The sequence below is a fragment of the Arthrobacter sp. TMP15 genome, from assembly GCF_039529835.1.
In the GTDB taxonomy this organism is placed as follows: Bacteria; Actinomycetota; Actinomycetes; order Actinomycetales; family Micrococcaceae; genus Specibacter.
Map to the genome: position 1 here is coordinate 1,328,555 of NZ_CP154262.1, position 18,875 is coordinate 1,347,429.

10 protein-coding genes and 2 rRNA genes are annotated in these 18,875 nt (G+C 54.2%); 8 read left to right on the forward strand and 4 right to left on the reverse strand.

Annotation, left to right across the window (positions count from 1 at the left end):
* Nucleotides 1-154: 154 nt before the first annotated feature.
* Together AAFM46_RS05830 and rfbB are read right to left on the reverse strand one after the other, a co-directional pair.
* Nucleotides 155-1,564 (reverse strand): bifunctional dTDP-4-dehydrorhamnose 3,5-epimerase family protein/NAD(P)-dependent oxidoreductase, encoded by a 1,410-nt coding sequence (locus AAFM46_RS05830; protein WP_343320021.1) that lies wholly within the window; start codon nt 1,562-1,564, stop codon nt 155-157.
* Between the two features lie 2 nt (nt 1,565-1,566).
* Nucleotides 1,567-2,565: a dTDP-glucose 4,6-dehydratase gene (rfbB, locus tag AAFM46_RS05835; protein ID WP_283531057.1), complete on the reverse strand. Its 999-nt coding sequence runs from the start codon at nt 2,563-2,565 to the stop codon at nt 1,567-1,569.
* 53 nt (nt 2,566-2,618) lie between these two features.
* On the opposite strand from rfbB, the gene rfbA reads away from it, so the two are divergent.
* Together rfbA and AAFM46_RS05845 are read left to right on the forward strand one after the other, a co-directional pair.
* Nucleotides 2,619-3,488, forward strand: coding sequence for a glucose-1-phosphate thymidylyltransferase RfbA (gene rfbA / locus AAFM46_RS05840; RefSeq protein WP_283531056.1), 870 nt, complete (start codon nt 2,619-2,621; stop codon nt 3,486-3,488).
* Between the two features lie 485 nt (nt 3,489-3,973).
* A complete protein-coding gene (locus AAFM46_RS05845) occupies nt 3,974-6,196 on the forward strand; it encodes a DUF222 domain-containing protein (protein WP_343320022.1) in 2,223 nt (740 codons plus the stop codon).
* 241 nt (nt 6,197-6,437) lie between these two features.
* On the opposite strand, the gene AAFM46_RS05850 is transcribed toward AAFM46_RS05845, so the two are convergent.
* Both AAFM46_RS05850 and AAFM46_RS05855 read right to left on the reverse strand, forming a co-directional pair.
* Nucleotides 6,438-6,848 (reverse strand): hypothetical protein, encoded by a 411-nt coding sequence (locus AAFM46_RS05850; protein WP_343320024.1) that lies wholly within the window; start codon nt 6,846-6,848, stop codon nt 6,438-6,440.
* Nucleotides 6,849-7,048: 200 nt separating this feature from the next.
* Nucleotides 7,049-7,312, reverse strand: coding sequence for an AlkA N-terminal domain-containing protein (locus AAFM46_RS05855; RefSeq protein ID WP_343320025.1), 264 nt, complete (start codon nt 7,310-7,312; stop codon nt 7,049-7,051).
* A 286-nt stretch (nt 7,313-7,598) separates the two neighbouring features.
* Between AAFM46_RS05855 and AAFM46_RS05860 the strand changes: the two genes are divergently transcribed.
* From AAFM46_RS05860 to AAFM46_RS05885, 6 genes are all read left to right on the forward strand, one after another.
* Nucleotides 7,599-8,264 carry a DNA-3-methyladenine glycosylase gene (locus AAFM46_RS05860; RefSeq protein WP_283532373.1) on the forward strand — a complete coding sequence of 222 codons (666 nt, stop codon included), beginning with the start codon at nt 7,599-7,601 and terminating at the stop codon, nt 8,262-8,264.
* A gap of 188 nt (nt 8,265-8,452) precedes the next feature.
* A complete protein-coding gene (locus tag AAFM46_RS05865) occupies nt 8,453-8,986 on the forward strand; it encodes an adenine phosphoribosyltransferase (protein ID WP_343320378.1) in 534 nt (177 codons plus the stop codon).
* Nucleotides 8,987-9,236: 250 nt separating this feature from the next.
* Nucleotides 9,237-11,477 carry an AAA family ATPase gene (locus AAFM46_RS05870; RefSeq protein ID WP_343320026.1) on the forward strand — a complete coding sequence of 747 codons (2,241 nt, stop codon included), beginning with the start codon at nt 9,237-9,239 and terminating at the stop codon, nt 11,475-11,477.
* A gap of 98 nt (nt 11,478-11,575) precedes the next feature.
* Entirely contained in the window at nt 11,576-12,886 is a 1,311-nt protein-coding gene (gene tyrS / locus AAFM46_RS05875) for a tyrosine--tRNA ligase (protein WP_343320027.1), read from the forward strand.
* A 527-nt stretch (nt 12,887-13,413) separates the two neighbouring features.
* Nucleotides 13,414-14,949: ribosomal RNA gene (locus AAFM46_RS05880) — 16S ribosomal RNA — on the forward strand.
* A gap of 579 nt (nt 14,950-15,528) precedes the next feature.
* A 23S ribosomal RNA gene (locus AAFM46_RS05885) occupies nt 15,529-18,703 on the forward strand.
* The 16S and 23S rRNA genes sit together here, the layout of an rRNA operon.
* The last annotated feature ends 172 nt before the right edge of the window (nt 18,704-18,875 follow it).

Below are 18,875 nucleotides of genomic sequence, written 5' to 3' on the forward strand. Positions count from 1 at the left end.
ATGGCCGGCGCCGTCGTTGTCCCCTTTTTTGGGGGACGACGGCGGTTCTTGCGTTGTGGGGGTGGGTACGGATTTAGTTGTGGTCGGCCCCGCAAATACTTGGTACCGGGAAAGTCACAGAGGATTCTCGCTGGATTGCCTTGCTGTTTGCTTTCTATTTTGCCAAATATTCCGTAAGTCGTTGCTGGGAGTGTGCGGGAATGAACCCCGTGGCCTTGATGCGCGATAAGTCTAGAACGCTGTTCATTGGACGAGGTGCCGCCGGTTTCCCTTCGAAGTAGACCTGTGTGCTGACACCCGTCACGTGGTCACGGCTGGCGCCGGAAAGTTCGTAAATGTCAGCGGCAATGTCGGCCCACGACTGTGGCTCTCCGGTGTTGGTCAAGTTGTAGACGCCAAAGTCTGCCCCGGTTTGGAGTAGATGCAGAATCCCGGCAGCGATGTCTTGGGCAAAACTCAATCGACCAATTTGATCGTTGACCACGGTTGGAGCGATTCCTTGGCGGGCCAGTGAAGCCATGGTGCGCACAAAGTTCTTGCCCTCGCCTATGACCCAACTAGTGCGCACAATGTAGTGCCGGGGAATGACAGCGACTACTGCCTCTCCCGCTGCCTTAGTTTGTCCGTAGACTCCGAGGGGTGTGAGCTCTTCATCCTCGGCATGCCATTCCTGACTTCCATCAAAAACGTAGTCGCTGGAGACGTGAACCAAGGTGATGCCATGGTGAGCGCACACTGCCGCCAAGCGGGCGACTGCTGTCACATTGATGGCCCAAGCCGTTTTGCGACCTTCAGCAGTCTCAGCAGCATCCACGGCCGTAAAAGCGGCAGCGTTGATAACGGTGGAGTAATTCTTCCACTTCCGACGTGTGTACGACGCCTGTGCGCCAAGATCGAAGTCCGAACGGGTAGCAAATTCCACGCTGGTGTTGTCATGGTAGGCCTCCCGCAAAGCCTTCCCGAGCTGTCCATCTGCGCCCAGAACTAATATCTTCTTGGGCATCATGGGCTTGACCTTGGATAAGCGTGGATGCGACTCGTCTTTCAGAGACAATTCAGCCTGATCCAGAGGGATGGGCCAGTCAATAGCGGCTTTCTCATCCGCAAGATTTAGGAAAGTATATTGGTCCTGTGCATCTGCTGACCAGTGATCATTTACCAAGTAGGTGTATGCGGTGGAATCCTCCAAAGTTTGAAACGCGTTGCCAACACCACGGGGTATAAAGATGGCATGGGAGGGATCCATGACTGTGGTGAATACGGCGCCGAACGAATCGCCTTCACGTAGATCCACCCACGCGCCAAAAATTCTGCCCGAAGCCACGGAAATGAATTTGTCCCACGGTTCAGCATGAATACCGCGAGTGGTTCCAGCCTTGGCATTGAAGGAAATATTATTCTGCACTGGCAAAAAATCGGGTAGGCCCAGAGCCATCATTTTCTCGCGCTGCCAATTTTCCTTAAACCATCCTCTGTTGTCGCCGTGGACGGGCAGCTGATAGAGGACCACTCCAGGAATTGGAGTTGTAGTTGTGGTCAATGATTTGGAGAACTCAATTGACATTCCTATTGACCCTGTTCCAGATATTTTGTTTCAGTGGTCGCCTTCTGTGGACGCCACCATGACTCATTGTCCCGATACCACTGGATAGTGTTTTCTAGACCAGCGTCGAAATTTTCGAACGATGGGCGCCAGCCGAGTTCGTTGCGTAACTTCGCAGAATCGATGGCGTAGCGCAGGTCATGGCCGGGACGGTCAGTGACATGGTCATAGGCGTCCGCGGGCAGGTTCATGTGGGTAAGAATCAGTTCAATGACGTTCTTATTGTTCTTCTCTCCGTCAGCACCGATTAGGTACGTCTCGCCAATGCGGCCATGTTTCAAGATGGTCAGCACAGCCGATGAGTGGTCGTTCGCGTGGATCCAGTCGCGGACGTTTTCGCCGTTGCCATAGAGTTTTGGACGGATTCCGTCGATCACATTAGTGATTTGACGTGGGATAAATTTCTCCACATGCTGGTATGGGCCATAGTTATTGGAGCAGTTGCTAATGGTGGCCTGCAGTCCGAAGGACCTTACCCAAGCACGCACCAGCATGTCCGATCCGGCCTTCGTCGAGGAATAGGGACTGGAAGGTGCATACGGGGTGCCTTCAGTGAACCGCTGTGGTTCATCCAGAGCAAGGTCACCGTAGACTTCATCCGTGGAGATATGGTGGAAACGTTTGTTGTGCTTACGGGCAGCCTCAATTAACGTATACGTGCCGATAATGTTTGTTTCCAAGAACGGCCGGGGATCATGTAATGAGTTGTCATTATGTGATTCGGCTGCATAGTGAACAACTGCGTCGGTTGCTGACACCAGTCCGTCAACAATTTCTGCGTCACAGATATCACCCTTAACAAAAGTGAAGCGCTCCGTAGGCAGTCCTGCTAAAGAGGCCAAATTTCCTGCGTAGGTCAGCTTATCAAGCACCGTTACGTGCATGTCCGTGTTCTCAAGGACGTAGTGAACAAAGTTAGAGCCAATGAACCCGGCGCCGCCTGAAATAAGTAATTTCTGCATTCGCTCACTCTACCGGTTTGGACACTCAGCCAAGACACGGGATCATAGGCACTATGCGCGGAATAATCCTTGCCGGCGGTACCGGCTCACGACTGCACCCGATCACTTTAGGGATCAGCAAGCAACTCGTCCCTGTTTTCGACAAACCGATGATCTATTACCCACTGTCGACGCTAATTCTGGCGGGTATTCGCGACATTCTTATTATTACAACACCACACGACGCGGACCAGTTTCAGCGCCTTTTGGGTGATGGTTCACAATTCGGCATATCCCTGACCTACGTGCAGCAACCATCGCCCGATGGCCTCGCACAGGCCTTTGTTCTGGGACGCGAACACATAGGTGACGGACCCGTCGCGTTGGTCCTCGGGGATAACATCTTTTATGGTCAGGGCATGGGCACCCAGCTCAGCCGCCACGCCAATGTGGATGGCGCTACTATTTTCGGTTACCAGGTTGTTAATCCCAAGTCCTATGGCGTGGTTGAATTTGATGCTGCCGGGAATGCCATTTCACTCGAGGAGAAGCCGGACTCTCCTAAGAGTAACTACGCTGTCCCTGGGCTCTATTTTTACGACAATAACGTCGTGGAAATTGCCCGGAATCTGAAGCCCTCTGCACGAGGTGAACTTGAGATCACTGATGTGAACCGTATTTATCTAAAGCAACGCAAACTCAAGGTCGAAATCCTGCCACGAGGGACTGCATGGCTTGACACGGGAACCTTCTCAGATCTAAATGATGCTTCCAATTTTGTTCGTACGATTGAGAATCGACAAGGACTGAAAATCGGAGCACCGGAAGAGATTGCTTGGAGGCAGGGATTCCTCAATGACGACGAACTCCGTGCGCGGGGCGAGCTTCTGTCAAAGAGTGGCTACGGACAGTATTTGCTAAATCTAATTGACCAAAAGATTTAAACCTGGAGTAATTGTGGCCACTGACCAATCTTGAACGGTCAGTTACGCGGGAAACTCTGGCAGAAAGAACCTCACTTTAGATCTGAAATCCTTTGCTGCATGAGCGCCCTTTTGGTGCGCCCGTAGTCTCATCAGGGGAGTGTAATTTCCCCCCTTCACTAAGGGGAAGGGGAATGGGCAACGGCCAGGCTTTAGTGTGAGACATTTTATCTTGCTGGTTGAGCTTGAAATCTCCCTAAATACCTGAGTATCTGATTTCGGGCGGGATTCAATGGTTACGGGCGTGGTTGCGGACCCCGCTGAGTGTTAGGAACAACCTGACACATCGGATTCCCAAGCAGCAAAAATTCGGATCTAGTCCGCATCCAGCCGGCCTCCGATTTTTCAGGCTCGTGACAGCTATGAAGGGTGGCCAAATGATGTTGTATAGAATGTTTCTTCTAGGAACTATAGCGTTTCGGTCACGACGGGCGTAGACTTGTGGTATGAGTATTCCGGTGATGGCCCCCGGGGAACGGGGCGAGGAAGCCACACAGGATGTGGCCGCACTCCTTGGTGCGATAGCCGCTCTTCCTTCTATTGAACCCTTCGGCACTGACAATCCATCGTTGGCAGGATTACCGCCACTGATTGGCTTTCCCCCGCCACAGCCGGAGCCGCCCTCTCAGTTAGGTGTGGTGCGTGGTGTTCATGATGGTGCTATCGCCGCTTTGGCGGTAGTGAAGCGTTTAGAAGACGCTACCGCGGCGTGTAAAGCGGCCCTGTTGGGACGATTAATGGGTGCGGTAGAAGTAGAACGAGTTTTAGTTGATCTAGACCGGAACCAATCATCACTAGCGCAAAGTAGTGCCGTGTTGGAAGCAGCTTTGGTCTTAGGGATCCCTGAACGAACAGCTGCCGCACTCACGCATCACTGCGTGGAGGTTCTAAAACACCCAGTCACTTTCAAGGCTTTACAAGCAGGGGTTTTATCTTGGCGGCACGCATGCACGATCGCTGATGAGATCACCACTGTCAAAGAGAGCAGTGGCATCAGTGCCCCTGAAGTCGCCGCTTTCCAGACCCGATTGCTGGTGCTAGCACCCGGGGCTACCGCATCAGTGTTTGCCTCCAAAGCCCGCCGGGCCCGTGAGTCAACATTCCCAGATACCCTCACCACCGCCACCAAGGAAGCCTTCACACGGCGTAAAATGTTCTGCGAAGAAGGCCGCGACGGGATGTCCTGGCTAAGCTTGCATCTACCCACCCTGGCCGCAGCAGGAATCATGACGCACTGCACCCGCACAGCACGAGCCATCAAAAACCACACCAACACCCACCCCACACCACACCCTAACCCCGGCCCCGACCCCAGCTCCGGTCATGGTTCCGGTGCTGGGAATGGGGTTGGGGGAGATCGTGGGGAATACAGAACTCTGGATCAACTTCGTGTTGACGTTGCTGCACTACTACTGATGGGCCAAGAACTACCCACCAACAACTACACCAAGACCGGCAGTAACAACGCCAGCACCAGCAAGACCAGCACCAGCGCTCCAGAGCACAACGACGATCGCAGCAACGCTCCTGAGAGTAGTTTCGGGGGATCTAGCTCGGGCTTTGGGGTGAGGTTGGTTGATCCGGAGCCTATCTGGACACACACAGACCCTGACCCCAAAGACCGTGATGCCACAGGCGGTGGTGCCATAGGTGGTGACGTGCGTGAATCCTGCCCTGGACGTGAGGCTGACTCCCTGCATAATCCAGGTAACCCGATTCAGGGGTACCTCCCTGTTCAAGAGCGCCCCGCGGCTGAGAAGGGGGCTGGGAAGGGATTAGGTGGTGAGGGCAGTGCGGTGGATGATGCGCACCCTACCCTTGCCCAGGACGTCGCTGGCGATAGTGGTGTAGCTGCTGGAGTAGATGTTGGGGTGGATGTTCTGGTGGTGGGGGAGTTAGTGGGGGATGGTTCAGGTTTCGTCAATGGGGTCATTGACGGGATCGTGGAAGATCAGCAACAAGAATACTTAGACCAGCTTCACGCACTGGCTCAGGGGAAAGTCATTACGGATCCGCCGCTACCAAAGGCATTGATTCTCCTGAAGGTTCCTTTCCTGGGCTTGTTAGGGATAACTGATGAGCCCGCGGAGCTTGTGGGTATCGGCACCGGTCCGGTACCAGAAGAAATCGCAAGGAAACTCATGGCAGCCTCACACACGTTCCTGCGCGTGCTCACCGATCCGATCAGTGGGGAAGCGTTAGCGTTGAACCCTGACCGGTACACACTTAGCAACGCTGAAAAAGCTGTGCTGCAAGCCCTGACTGGGGGTTGTTACATCCCTAATTGTCCTTATCCAGTAATGGACACTGAGCTGGATCACCTGAACGCGTGGGAACACGGGGGGACCACGGCCATGACTAATCTTCGCCCTGCCTGCGCACGTCACCACCGCCTCAAGCACTTCAAGGACGATAAAGACCGCCACGGTAACTACCGCCGCTATCAAGAACCACACCGGCAAAACATTCGTCTTCGTGGCTGGACCCCTCAACCCACCCCCGACGGACGCATCGGCTGGATCACCCCATCAGGGAACTACCAAAAACCCCAACATCAAGAACCCCAACGCACCCAATACCCCACCTGGCTCAAAAAACACATCAACCACACCCTCAACCCACCAAAAGAAAACACCACCAAACACCCCAAAAAACGCCACAATCCATAGCTGCTCCAGCTACTCCAGTTGCTCCGGCTACTCCAGCTACTCCAGTTGCTCCGGCTACTCCCGTTACAGCAGTTACTGCCGTAAGGAATGTCGTCAGAGCGGGTCCCGCCGAACCTCCAACCCAGAACGGCCACTCCAGAAAATGAGCGCTCCGGAAAGCGTAGCCTCGGCGTCGACTGCTAACGTTTCCGGTAGGTGCTATGACTCGTCTGGTTTGTTGAATAGTTTTTAGGAACTGAAACTATTTTTCCCCCGACACCCGCCACAGGTGCAGTGTCAGGTAGGAGCGCCATGGTTGGAACGGTTCGGCCATGCGACCCAGCTCTGTGGCCTTGATAGTGCGAGCTTGGGCGAGCGAATCTCCTCGAAGGAGGCCATAGCCGTTTCGCACCGCTGCGTCGCTGGGCAGGAAGATGTCGCTGCTGCCGAGTATTCGCATGGCTAAGTACCCGACAGTCCAGGGGCCTATGCCTGGGATAGGGAGTAGCTTCTGGACGAGCGTTTCCTGGGTGTCATCTGGCTCGAGCCTCAAGGACCCCTCGGACAGCATTCCAGCGACAGCCACAATGGAGTCAATCCGGCGTTGGGGGCCCCGAAGAATCTGACGGCCATTGACGGCAATCTCCTGTGAACTTGGAAAAAAATGACTCATGGTCCCGTGAGGAAGGCGACTGGGCGTGCTTGTCGCCACCAGTTGGTTAAGTGCCGTTCTGGCAGCAGCTACCGTTATTTGCTGGCCAACCATGGCCCTGATCAGTATTTCTGCTTTATTCACGCAGCCTGGCAGCCTGATTCCAGGAATCAAATTCACACGCTCAGCTAGCAATGGCAATGTTCTCAACTTATCGTCGGCTAGTGCGGGATGTGATCCAGATTAAAGAGATGGCGGACTTTGCCCAATAGTTGGGCAGCGTCGGCTGGGTCCTCCAAATCTTGCTCCAACCATAACGCTTGCCCGTCCCAGCTAACGCGGAGCCATCCATGCCCGCCATCGAGCAACACCGTCCGGGCATAACATAGCGAATCAGCCTCCTCGACCCCGGTCACTGCACGGGCAGCGAGGAAGTCAAAGATTCCCGGATCAAACGGGGGAGTGAAATCGAGTTTAATGCTCATAGTTGATCTTCCCATCCCAACTGGTCAAGCAGTACAGCAGTAAACAGCAACACATTATCCGGCTCAGGCTCTCGAACAGCCCATGTCCTGTGTGAGCCGGGCATGTTTTAGTCAGCAAGTGATAGTTCTAGCGAAATTGCCAACCCGACAGGAATCCTCCTCGGGGTATTGGGACATCCGTATTAAAAAGTGGCTCCGATCACTGCGTAGCCGCAGACCTGGGCATGGTACCCGTGTGGTTCAGCTCGTGCAGAGCGTGCTTGGTAACCCCTGCTAAATTGAGAATATGGGCGAACAAGTTAACATCCTTGAACTTCTTCAGAGGCCTGCCATCGAGGTGGCACCATACCTGCTGGGTGCACTGGTGCGCCATGAAAGTCCGGAAGGTCCGGTGGCCGTCCGCCTGACCGAGGTGGAAGCATACCTAGGACCAGCCGATTCTGATGCTCCGGATCCCGGCGCGCACAGCTATCGAGGCAAGACTAACCGTAACGCTGTAATGTTCGGTCCGCCCGGTCACCTCTATGTGTACTTCACCTATGGTCTGCACTTCTGTGCCAACCTCGTGTGCAGGCCGGAAGGGACCTCGTCAGGTTGTCTGATGAGAGCCGGAGAAGTCGTAGAAGGTCTAGAGTTAGCGCGCTTGCGCCGTCCAACTTCCAAGCGTGACTCTGAACTTGCGCAGGGGCCGGCGAGACTTACTAAGGCGATGGGAATTTCTGGGGAACACAATGGAATCCCCGCCCTTGCCGGTGAAGTGACAGTGACACTTCCGGAAACACCAGTGAGTGGGGTTATGACGGGACCGCGAGTCGGTATCAGTGGGTCTGGTGGCACAGCCGAGTACCCTTGGCGATTTTGGATCGGTGGGGATCCAACAGTCTCGAGATTCAAACCCGGAGTGATTCGTGCACCACGTCGGGGCGTAAAAGCAGGTCCAGGACTTAGGTAAGTACTGATCGTTAGATGTGGGCTAGCAAATGGCATTACGCACCAATATTTTTTGGGCGCCGTGCCGGTGTCGAGAGGTACGGAGCACCTTTCAAGTGGAGGGGAGTGCCAGCACTGTTCAGGCTGTACGGTTGAAGAGTGAACGAGAGATTAGACGCCCCCGGAACACAATTTTCAGTCACTACACCCGTGGAGCAATGTCCCCAAGTGTCCACCGTCATTGAGAATTTATGCGCCACCGTTCAGGACTACCCCTCGCCCGGGATCGTGTTTAAAGATCTCACCCCTGTTTTTGCCGACGGGCCGGCTCTGAAACTGGTGGTGGATTCCATCACTGCGGCCTTCAGTGGAGAGTTTGATGCCGTGGCCGGAGTGGAGGCTCGTGGTTTTCTCCTAGCGGCTGCCGCCGCCTACGCCACTGGAACCGGTGTAATCACTATCCGCAAGGCCGGAAAACTGCCGCGCGAAGTTTATGCCCAGAGCTATGAGCTTGAGTATGGTCATGCAACCCTGGAACTGCATCAGGAAGATGTCCCTGCTGGCACGCGTGTATTAATACTCGATGACGTCCTGGCCACGGGTGGAACGCTCAGTGCCGCTGCTGCACTGCTTGAACTTACAGGCGCCGTCGTGGCAGGCATCGGGGTGGTGCTGGAAATTGACACACTCTCGGGACGCGAGACTCTTAACAGCCATGACGTGGTTTCCCTGCTTCACGTGTAGCTGTTCCTGCTTGGGAAGCCACAGTGCCTCTCACCTGCCCAACCCGTGACACAGGCACTTTCGGATTGAAGCGACGTAGGCGGTGATCAGCTGAGAAGCAAAGAAGTGTGCAGGATGTGGGGCCTCCCGATGGCACGTGCTTAGCGGCCTTCATGTCTCGGCAATCACAAGTGAAAGCACCCACGCACATAGAGGGATAGAATAGACGGTCTGCCTTTTGGGGGTATGCCTTACGTATCAGGAGCCTTGCATGTATGACGACGAGTTGGCCCAAGAACGCAGCTATGTTGACGGTCTTTATTCACGCTTAGATGAACTTCGCGCTGAAAAGGTCGAGCAACTCGGTGATGTGCGCCGGACTAAATCCATGGGCACACATCAGAACCGTTCCGAACGAGACGCTTTTGCAACGTTATACGAGAACCGTCTGGCACAGCTGAATGCAGTTGATGACAAACTCGTGTTTGGCCGGCTGGACCTAGATGATGGGCAAGCCAGATATATTGGCCGCATAGGCCTTTCCACCAAGGATTTGCGTCAGCTGATGGTTGACTGGCGCGCCCCCGAAGCCGGTACTTTCTATCAGGCCACCGCCTTTGAGCGGTTGGGGGTGCGTCGCCGTCGTCATTTGTTGTTAAACGGGCGCAATGTCAAAGCCATAGAGGATGACGTTCTTGACCACACAATGCTTGTTGACGGTGAACACTTACAGGGCGAAGGTGCGCTGCTGGCTGCACTAAATTCCAAGCGCACGGGCCGCATGAATGACATCGTCGGTACCATTCAGGCGGAGCAGGACAGGATCATTCGCTCACCTTTGAGTGGCGCATTAGTGGTCCAAGGCGGGCCCGGCACAGGAAAAACTGCCGTGGCGCTCCACCGGGCAGCATATCTGCTCTATACCCACCGCGAGCGACTTCAGGCTGCCGGTGTACTGCTGGTAGGACCTTCAAATGCGTTTATGAAATACATTGAGCGGGTTTTGCCTTCGCTGGGTGAGACAGGTGTAGTCATGGCAAGCGTCGGCAATCTTTTCCCCGGCGTCCAAGCAACTGCAGCCGAATCCCCTGAAATGGCAGAACTGAAGGGCCGCATCGGTATGGCCCAGATTGTGGCAAACGCCGTCGCGAACCGTCAGCGAACCCCTTGTGAAGATGTCAGGCTCGACGTCGAAGGCACACGTTTGATTCTTACCGTTCGTCAAGTACGCCGTGCCAGAGACAAGGCTCGGGCCACAGGTCTGCCGCACAACGAAGCGCGCGTAACTTTCGTGAAAACTCTGCTGCGCGAACTTACCGAGCAACTGCGTGAACACATTGAATCTGCGGGTGCTGGCAACAACGCAGATAGGTCATATCTGGGCGAGGATGTCCGCTCTGCACGCGACGTTCGCGTGATACTCAACCTGTGTTGGATGCCCATGAGCGCTCAGCAGCTTATCAATGACATGTTCAGCAAACCCGAGATCCTTGCTGCAGTCACACCGGAATTTAGCCAAGCAGAACGGGATTTACTGCTGCGCAGTCCGGGCTCGCCCTGGAGCGAGTCTGATATACCCCTGCTCGATGAGGCAGCCGAACTTCTCGGTGACATGGATGCCAGCGGCGGGCGCGCTCAAGCAAGTGCGCAGTCACAGAGGAAGCGCGACCTAGCTAACGCCGAAAAGGCTATCTCCAACATGAACCAACAGTTGGAAGACTCCGGCGTGGACGGCATCCTTACGGCTGAGCAGCTGGCTGATTACAACCTTGTTGAAGCCGAATCGCAGACCAGTGCCGAGCGTGCCCTGACTGACAGGTCTTGGGCGTACGGCCATGTGGTGGTTGATGAGGCCCAGGAACTTTCGCCCATGCAGTGGCGTCTGTTGGTGCGCCGCTGTCCCGTGAAGTCATTCACAATTGTTGGTGATATTGCTCAAACAAGTTCCGCGGCTGGAGCCATGTCATGGGATCGGGCGTTGACTCCCTTGTTGGGGGACCGATGGAACATTGAGGAGTTGACTGTCAATTACCGCACGCCCACGCAAATCGCGGAGGCAGCAGTGCGCATGGCTAATGCTGCCGGCCAAGTGGTCTCTGCACCGAAGGCGGTGCGCGACGGTGAGTGGGAGCCCATCGTTGACTTCGTAGACGCTTCGGAAGTTATCAACCAGGTAGTTGCCGTGGTGCCGGCGGAAACGGCCGCCGTGGGTGGTGGGTTATTGGCAGTAATTACCCCCGCCTCCATGGTGCGCGCCACTGCCGCGGCCTTGCGGAGCGTCTATGGGAATCGTATTGGTCATGGGGCTGGCTCGCTGGAGCAAAATATCGTGGTGATCGATCCTCACGAGGCAAAGGGACTGGAGTTCGACGGCGTCATCATCGTTGAGCCGGCCGCTCTACTTGCAGGTGCAAGCGGTCGGGTCGGGGATCTCTACGTTTCAATGACCCGTCCAACCCGTCGCCTGCGGTTGATCACATCGGAACCTCTCCCCGCCGGTATCCAAAAGTAATTCGCAGGTCAGGCTGCACACTGCATTGGCGGCTTCAGCGCAACACTGCGGCGGGCAGGAATGTCGTGGAAACGCCGTCGTGCTGGTAATTTTGAACCGTGTCTTTGCAAACTAACCTTCGCGTCCCCGAGAATGATCCCAGTTTCGCCAATGTGTGGCAGGAGCTCAAGTGGAGAGGCCTCGTTCAGGTCTCCACTGACGAGGCAGCCCTTGAGGGGCTACTCGCCGGTGCGCCGATCACGTACTATTGCGGTTTTGACCCCACCGCGCCTAGCCTGCACCTAGGCAATCTAGTGCAGCTCCTCACCATGCGGCGTATGCAGCTAGCTGGTCACAAACCGTTGGGGCTGGTGGGCGGATCAACTGGTTTGGTGGGGGACCCGCGTCCAACAGCGGAACGCACCATGAACACCAAGGAAACCGTTACCGAGTGGGTAGGGTTCCTCCAAGGACAGGTGCAGCGCTTCTTGTCCTTCGAAGGTGAGAACGCTGCGCGGATGGTCAACAATCTCGACTGGACCGAGCCCATGTCAGTGCTGGACTTCCTGCGCGACGTCGGTAAGTACTTCCGTGTGGGCACGATGATCAAAAAAGACATTGTTGCTTCGCGGCTGAATTCCGACGACGGCATTAGCTACGCTGAATTCAGTTACCAAATCCTCCAGGGTATGGATTACCTTGAGCTTTTCCGCCAATACGGATGTGTTCTGCAGCAAGGTGGCTCCGACCAGTGGGGGAACCTGACCAGCGGCACGGACTTGATTCGCAAAGTTGAGGGAGCCACCGTTCATGCGCTGGGTACACCGCTGATCACCAACTCAGACGGCACCAAATTTGGCAAGAGCGAAGGCAACGCCATCTGGCTCGACGCCGGCATGTGCAGCCCCTTTGACATGTATCAGTTCTGGCTAAACACTGCCGATGACGATGTGGTTGATCGCCTGAAGGTCTTCACGTTTCTATCGCGTAAACAGATCGTTGAGATTTCGGAGTCAGTGACATCAAAGCCGCAGGCTCGTGAAGGCCAGCGCACTCTAGCATTCCAAGTGACTGCTCTTGTTCATGGAGTGGATACCACCTTGAAGGTCATCGCAGCCTCTGCCGCGCTTTTTGGCCAAGGAGATCTAGCCAAACTTGATGAGGGGACCCTGGCCTCGGCGACCAGTGAATTGCCACGTACAAGCGCCCCGTACGACGGATTGAACATTATTGAACTCCTAGTTGCTTCGGGGCTATCCAACAGCAACTCTGCCGCTCGCCGGACGGTGAGCGAAGGCGGAGCCTACGTAAACAACGTCAAGATCAGTGATCCGGACACTATTTTGGGTGCTGCCGATGCATTGCATGGGAAGTACCTGCTGGTCCGTCGAGGAAAACGCACCCTGTCCATGGTGGAGCTGGCCAACTAGTTTTAGAACAGGCCTTGTATTGCGGTTTTGATGATGCCCGTCCCCGATTTGCATCGGGGACGGGCATCGGTGTATTGTTCTATCTGTTGCTTGCGCAACGCTGACCCACTCCGCTTGCGGAGCAGAGATCACCACCTCGCAAGAAACCACAAACCTTACAAACTACCGAATATCAACGTCTCTTCGATTCGAAAATATTCAGGTAAGAATGGGTTTATGGAAAACACCAAGTGACGAGCCACACATGCTGTGGATTGGACAAAGTGAATTCCAATGAAATAAAGTATGAATATCGCAACGACGAAAACTAATTATTTAGTATTGATTAGTAACTACTCGAATGTAATTGTTGTTTGAGAACTCAATAGTGTGCCAAGTTTTATTGATACCAATTTATTTATATTGAATTGGTTATTTGACTGTTTGTTGCCGCCCCTGTGGTGATGAATGGTTGTTTAGCTGGTTTCGAATTTAGTGCATGCATTCATGACCTTTTTCCGGTGTGTTTGTGTGTGTCTGTTTAGTTATTAACGGAGAGTTTGATCCTGGCTCAGGATGAACGCTGGCGGCGTGCTTAACACATGCAAGTCGAACGATGAACCTCACTTGTGGGGGGATTAGTGGCGAACGGGTGAGTAACACGTGAGTAACCTGCCCTTAACTCTGGGATAAGCCTTGGAAACGGGGTCTAATACTGGATATTGACTTTACCTCGCATGGGGTTTGGTTGAAAGATTTATTGGTTTTGGATGGACTCGCGGCCTATCAGCTTGTTGGTGAGGTAATGGCTCACCAAGGCGACGACGGGTAGCCGGCCTGAGAGGGTGACCGGCCACACTGGGACTGAGACACGGCCCAGACTCCTACGGGAGGCAGCAGTGGGGAATATTGCACAATGGGCGAAAGCCTGATGCAGCGACGCCGCGTGAGGGATGACGGCCTTCGGGTTGTAAACCTCTTTCAGTAGGGAACAAGGCCAGTGTTTAGCTGGTTGAGGGTACTTGCAGAAGAAGCGCCGGCTAACTACGTGCCAGCAGCCGCGGTAATACGTAGGGCGCAAGCGTTATCCGGAATTATTGGGCGTAAAGAGCTCGTAGGCGGTTTGTCGCGTCTGCCGTGAAAGTCCGGGGCTCAACCCCGGATCTGCGGTGGGTACGGGCAGACTAGAGTGATGTAGGGGAGACTGGAATTCCTGGTGTAGCGGTGAAATGCGCAGATATCAGGAGGAACACCGATGGCGAAGGCAGGTCTCTGGGCATTAACTGACGCTGAGGAGCGAAAGCATGGGGAGCGAACAGGATTAGATACCCTGGTAGTCCATGCCGTAAACGTTGGGCACTAGGTGTGGGGGACATTCCACGTTTTCCGCGCCGTAGCTAACGCATTAAGTGCCCCGCCTGGGGAGTACGGCCGCAAGGCTAAAACTCAAAGGAATTGACGGGGGCCCGCACAAGCGGCGGAGCATGCGGATTAATTCGATGCAACGCGAAGAACCTTACCAAGGCTTGACATGAACTGGAAACACTTGGAAACAAGTGCCCCGCTTGCGGTCGGTTTACAGGTGGTGCATGGTTGTCGTCAGCTCGTGTCGTGAGATGTTGGGTTAAGTCCCGCAACGAGCGCAACCCTCGTTCTATGTTGCCAGCACGTAGTGGTGGGGACTCATAGGAGACTGCCGGGGTCAACTCGGAGGAAGGTGAGGACGACGTCAAATCATCATGCCCCTTATGTCTTGGGCTTCACGCATGCTACAATGGCCGGTACAATGGGTTGCGATACTGTGAGGTGGAGCTAATCCCAAAAAGCCGGTCTCAGTTCGGATTGGGGTCTGCAACTCGACCCCATGAAGTCGGAGTCGCTAGTAATCGCAGATCAGCAACGCTGCGGTGAATACGTTCCCGGGCCTTGTACACACCGCCCGTCAAGTCACGAAAGTTGGTAACACCCGAAGCCGGTGGCCTAACCCCCTTGTGGGGAGGGAGCTGTCGAAGGTGGGACTGGCGATTGGGACTAAGTCGTAACAAGGTAGCCGTACCGGAAGGTGCGGCTGGATCACCTCCTTTCTAAGGAGCACCGAGTATCACGGTATGGCCCGCATGGGTTGTGTTGGTGGTAGGAGGAGTAAAGACTCATTGCCAGGACGTCTGTTTCTGGGTGAGTTGCTCAAGGGTGGAATATCAATAAGATAGCTGATGATGAGTATCGCGGCCTTGGTTTGAGTACCGCATCCTTTGGTGGGTGTGAGGAAAGAGCTGTTAGGGGTTGTTGGTAGTTGTTGTTGTGTTTGGCACACTGTTGGGTCCTGGAATAACAAGGACCGCTGATTATCGTGTTTCCTGTGGGTGAGTGCCTGTTTGTTGGGTGTTTACCTGTTGGGGGGTGTGGTGTTGGTGGTTGTGTTGTGCCTGGTTTCCCGCACATGACTTCTCTGGCCTGTTCGGTGACACACTTTTGTGTGTTGCTGTGGTTGGTGGGGTGTGTGGTGGGGTTGTTGTTTGAGAACTACATAGTGAACGCGAGCATCTTTATAAAGAAGCAATTTCTTTGAGATAATTGAACCTGGATCTGATGTCACGACCCTTTTGGGGTGGTGGTGTTGGTTTTCATGGTTCTCTCGATAAGTAAGAGTGACCAGAGTGTGTGGTCAAGTTTTTAAGGGCGCACGGTGGATGCCTTGGCATTAGGAGCCGAAGAAGGACGTAGGAATCTGCGATAAGCCTCGGGGAGTTGATAACCAAACTTTGATCCGAGGGTGTCCGAATGGGGGAACCCCGCTACCCGTTGCAAGACGAGGTAGTGACCTGCATCTGAATATATAGGATGTGTGGAGGGAACGTGGGGAAGTGAAACATCTCAGTACCCACAGGAAGAGAAAACAAAAGTGATTCCGTTAGTAGTGGCGAGCGAAAGCGGAACAGGCTAAACCGTGTCATGTGTGATAGCCGGCGGGCGTTGCATGGTGCGGGGTTGTGGGACTTACCGATCTGGATCTGCCGGTTCAGGAAGGGGAATGGTGCATGTATAGGTGAACGGTTTTGAATGGCCGACCGTAGAGGGTGAGAGTCCCGTAACTGAAATGCAGTGCACTCCCTTGGGTGAGTATCCCAAGTAGCACGGGGCCCGAGAAATCCCGTGTGAATCTGTCAGGACCACCTGATAAGCCTAAATACTACCTAATGACCGATAGCGGACAAGTACCGTGAGGGAAAGGTGAAAAGTACCCCGGGAGGGGAGTGAAATAGTACCTGAAACCGTGTGCTTACAATCCGTCAGAGCAAGCGTGCCCCTTGTGGGTAGTTGTTCTTGTGATGGCGTGCCTTTTGAAGAATGAGCCTGCGAGTTAGTGTTACGTCGCGAGGTTAACCCGTGTGGGGAAGCCGTAGCGAAAGCGAGTCTGAATAGGGCGAGTTTAGTGGCGTGATCTAGACCCGAAGCGAAGTGATCTACCCATGGCCAGGTTGAAGCGCGTGTAAGAGCGCGTGGAGGACCGAACCCACTTCAGTTGAAAATGGAGGGGATGAGCTGTGGGTAGGGGTGAAAGGCCAATCAAACTTCGTGATAGCTGGTTCTCCCCGAAATGCATTTAGGTGCAGCGTTGCGTGTTTCTTACTGGAGGTAGAGCTACTGGATGGCTAATGGGCCCTACAAGGTTACTGACGTCAGCCAAACTCCGAATGCCGGTAAGTCAGAGCGCAGCAGTGAGACTGTGGGGGATAAGCTTCATAGTCGAGAGGGAAACAGCCCAGACCACCAACTAAGGCCCCTAAGCGTGTGCTAAGTGGGAAAGGATGTGGGATTGCTTAGACAACCAGGAGGTTGGCTTAGAAGCAGCCATCCTTAAAAGAGTGCGTAATAGCTCACTGGTCAAGTGATCCCGCGCCGACAATGTAGCGGGGCTCAAGTACACCGCCGAAGTTGTGGATTTCAAACATGACCCTAAAAATGTTCCTCGTGAGTGTTTTTCAGGGGTTTGGAGTGGTAGGGGAGCGTCGTGTGGGCATTGAAGTCGCAGTGTGAACTAGCGGTGGAGCCTACACGAGTGAGAATGCAGGCATGAGTAGCGAAAGACGGGTGAGAAACCCGTCCGCCGAATGATCAAGGGTTCCAGGGTCAAGCTAATCTGCCCTGGGTAAGTCGGGACCTAAGGCGAGGCCGACAGGCGTAGTCGATGGACAACGGGTTGATATTCCCGTACCGGTGAAGAACCGCCAATATTGAACCGGTGATACTAACCACCCAAACCATCATTGAGTGTCCTTCGGGACCAGGATGTGTGGGGAGCGTGGGAACTGAACCGGGGAGGTAAACGTATTAACAGGTGTGACGCAGGAAGGTAGCCGAGCCGGGCGATGGTAGTCCCGGTCTAAGGACGTAGGAAACACGATAGGCAAATCCGTTGTGTTGTCTTCAATGACGATTCTGAGATCTGATGGGACCCCCGTAGGGGGGAATTCGGTGATCCTATGCTGCCTAGAAAAGCATCGACGTGAGGTTCTAACTGCCCGTACCCCAAACCGACACAGGTGATCAGGTAGAGAATACTAAGGCGATCGAGAGAATTATGGTTAAGGAACTCGGCAAAATGCCCCCGTAACTTCGGGAGAAGGGGGGCCTGCCACGTGAAGGACACTAGCTGTCCGTGAGCGTGTGTGGGCCGCAGAGACCAGGGGGAAGCGACTGTTTACTAAAAACACAGGTCCGTGCGAAGTCGCAAGACGATGTATACGGACTGACTCCTGCCCGGTGCTGGAAGGTTAAGAGGACCGGTTAGCACACTTGTGTGCGAAGCTGAGAATTTAAGCCCCAGTAAACGGCGGTGGTAACTATAACCATCCTAAGGTAGCGAAATTCCTTGTCGGGTAAGTTCCGACCTGCACGAATGGAGTAACGACTTCCCCGCTGTCTCAACCATAAACTCGGCGAAATTGCAGTACGAGTAAAGATGCTCGTTACGCGCAGCAGGACGGAAAGACCCCGAGACCTTTACTATAGTTTGGTATTGGTGTTCGGAGTGGCTTGTGTAGGATAGGTGGGAGACTGTGAAGTAGCAACGCTAGTTGTTATGGAGTCATCGTTGAAATACCACTCTGGTCACTTTGGACATCTAACTTCGGCCCGTAATCCGGGTCAGGGACAGTGCCTGATGGGTAGTTTAACTGGGGCGGTTGCCTCCTAAAGAGTAACGGAGGCGCCCAAAGGTTCCCTCAGCCTGGTTGGCAATCAGGTTTCGAGTGTAAGTGCACAAGGGAGCTTGACTGTGAGAGGGACACCTCGAGCAGGGACGAAAGTCGGGACTAGTGATCCGGCGGCACATTGTGGAATGGCCGTCGCTCAACGGATAAAAGGTACCTCGGGGATAACAGGCTGATCTTGCCCAAGAGTCCATATCGACGGCATGGTTTGGCACCTCGATGTCGGCTCGTCGCATCCTGGGGCTGGAGTAGGTCCCAAGGGTTGGGCTGTTCGCCCATTAAAGCGGTACGCGAGCTGGGTTTAGAACGTCGTGAGACAGTTCGGTCCCTATCCGCTGCGCGCGCAGGAAATTTGAGAAGGGCTGTCCTTAGTACGAGAGGACCGGGACGGACGAACCTCTGGTGTGTCAGTTGTACTGCCAAGTGCATCGCTGATTAGCTACGTTCGGATGGGATAACCGCTGAAAGCATCTAAGCGGGAAGCCCGCTTCAAGATGAGATTTCCCTACACGTAAAAGTGTGAGAGGCCCCCAGCTAGACTACTGGGTTGATAGGCCGGACGTGGAAGCGAGGACTAAAGACTCGTGAAGCTGACCGGTACTAATAGGCCGATAACTTACACCACACACACTTTATAAAAACAAGTATGCTCGCGTTCACTATGTGGTTCCCAACCAACAAACCCACCCGTTTGTTCGGACAGGAAACAAAAAAAACATGACACCACCAAAACCTATAAACCCCTAAACAAAGGTTTATAGAAATGGTAATTACATGTATAATAAAATAGAAATAGA

Coding starts and splice junctions, on each gene's coding strand:
- AAFM46_RS05855 (WP_343320025.1), bottom strand. CDS start 7,312: ATGAGCATTAAACTCGATTTCACTCCCCCGTTTGATCCGGGAATCTTT.
- rfbA (WP_283531056.1), top strand. CDS start 2,619: ATGCGCGGAATAATCCTTGCCGGCGGTACCGGCTCACGACTGCACCCG.
- AAFM46_RS05860 (WP_283532373.1), top strand. CDS start 7,599: ATGGGCGAACAAGTTAACATCCTTGAACTTCTTCAGAGGCCTGCCATC.
- rfbB (WP_283531057.1), bottom strand. CDS start 2,565: ATGCAGAAATTACTTATTTCAGGCGGCGCCGGGTTCATTGGCTCTAAC.
- AAFM46_RS05850 (WP_343320024.1), bottom strand. CDS start 6,848: ATGAGTCATTTTTTTCCAAGTTCACAGGAGATTGCCGTCAATGGCCGT.
- AAFM46_RS05870 (WP_343320026.1), top strand. CDS start 9,237: ATGTATGACGACGAGTTGGCCCAAGAACGCAGCTATGTTGACGGTCTT.
- AAFM46_RS05830 (WP_343320021.1), bottom strand. CDS start 1,564: ATGTCAATTGAGTTCTCCAAATCATTGACCACAACTACAACTCCAATT.
- AAFM46_RS05845 (WP_343320022.1), top strand. CDS start 3,974: ATGAGTATTCCGGTGATGGCCCCCGGGGAACGGGGCGAGGAAGCCACA.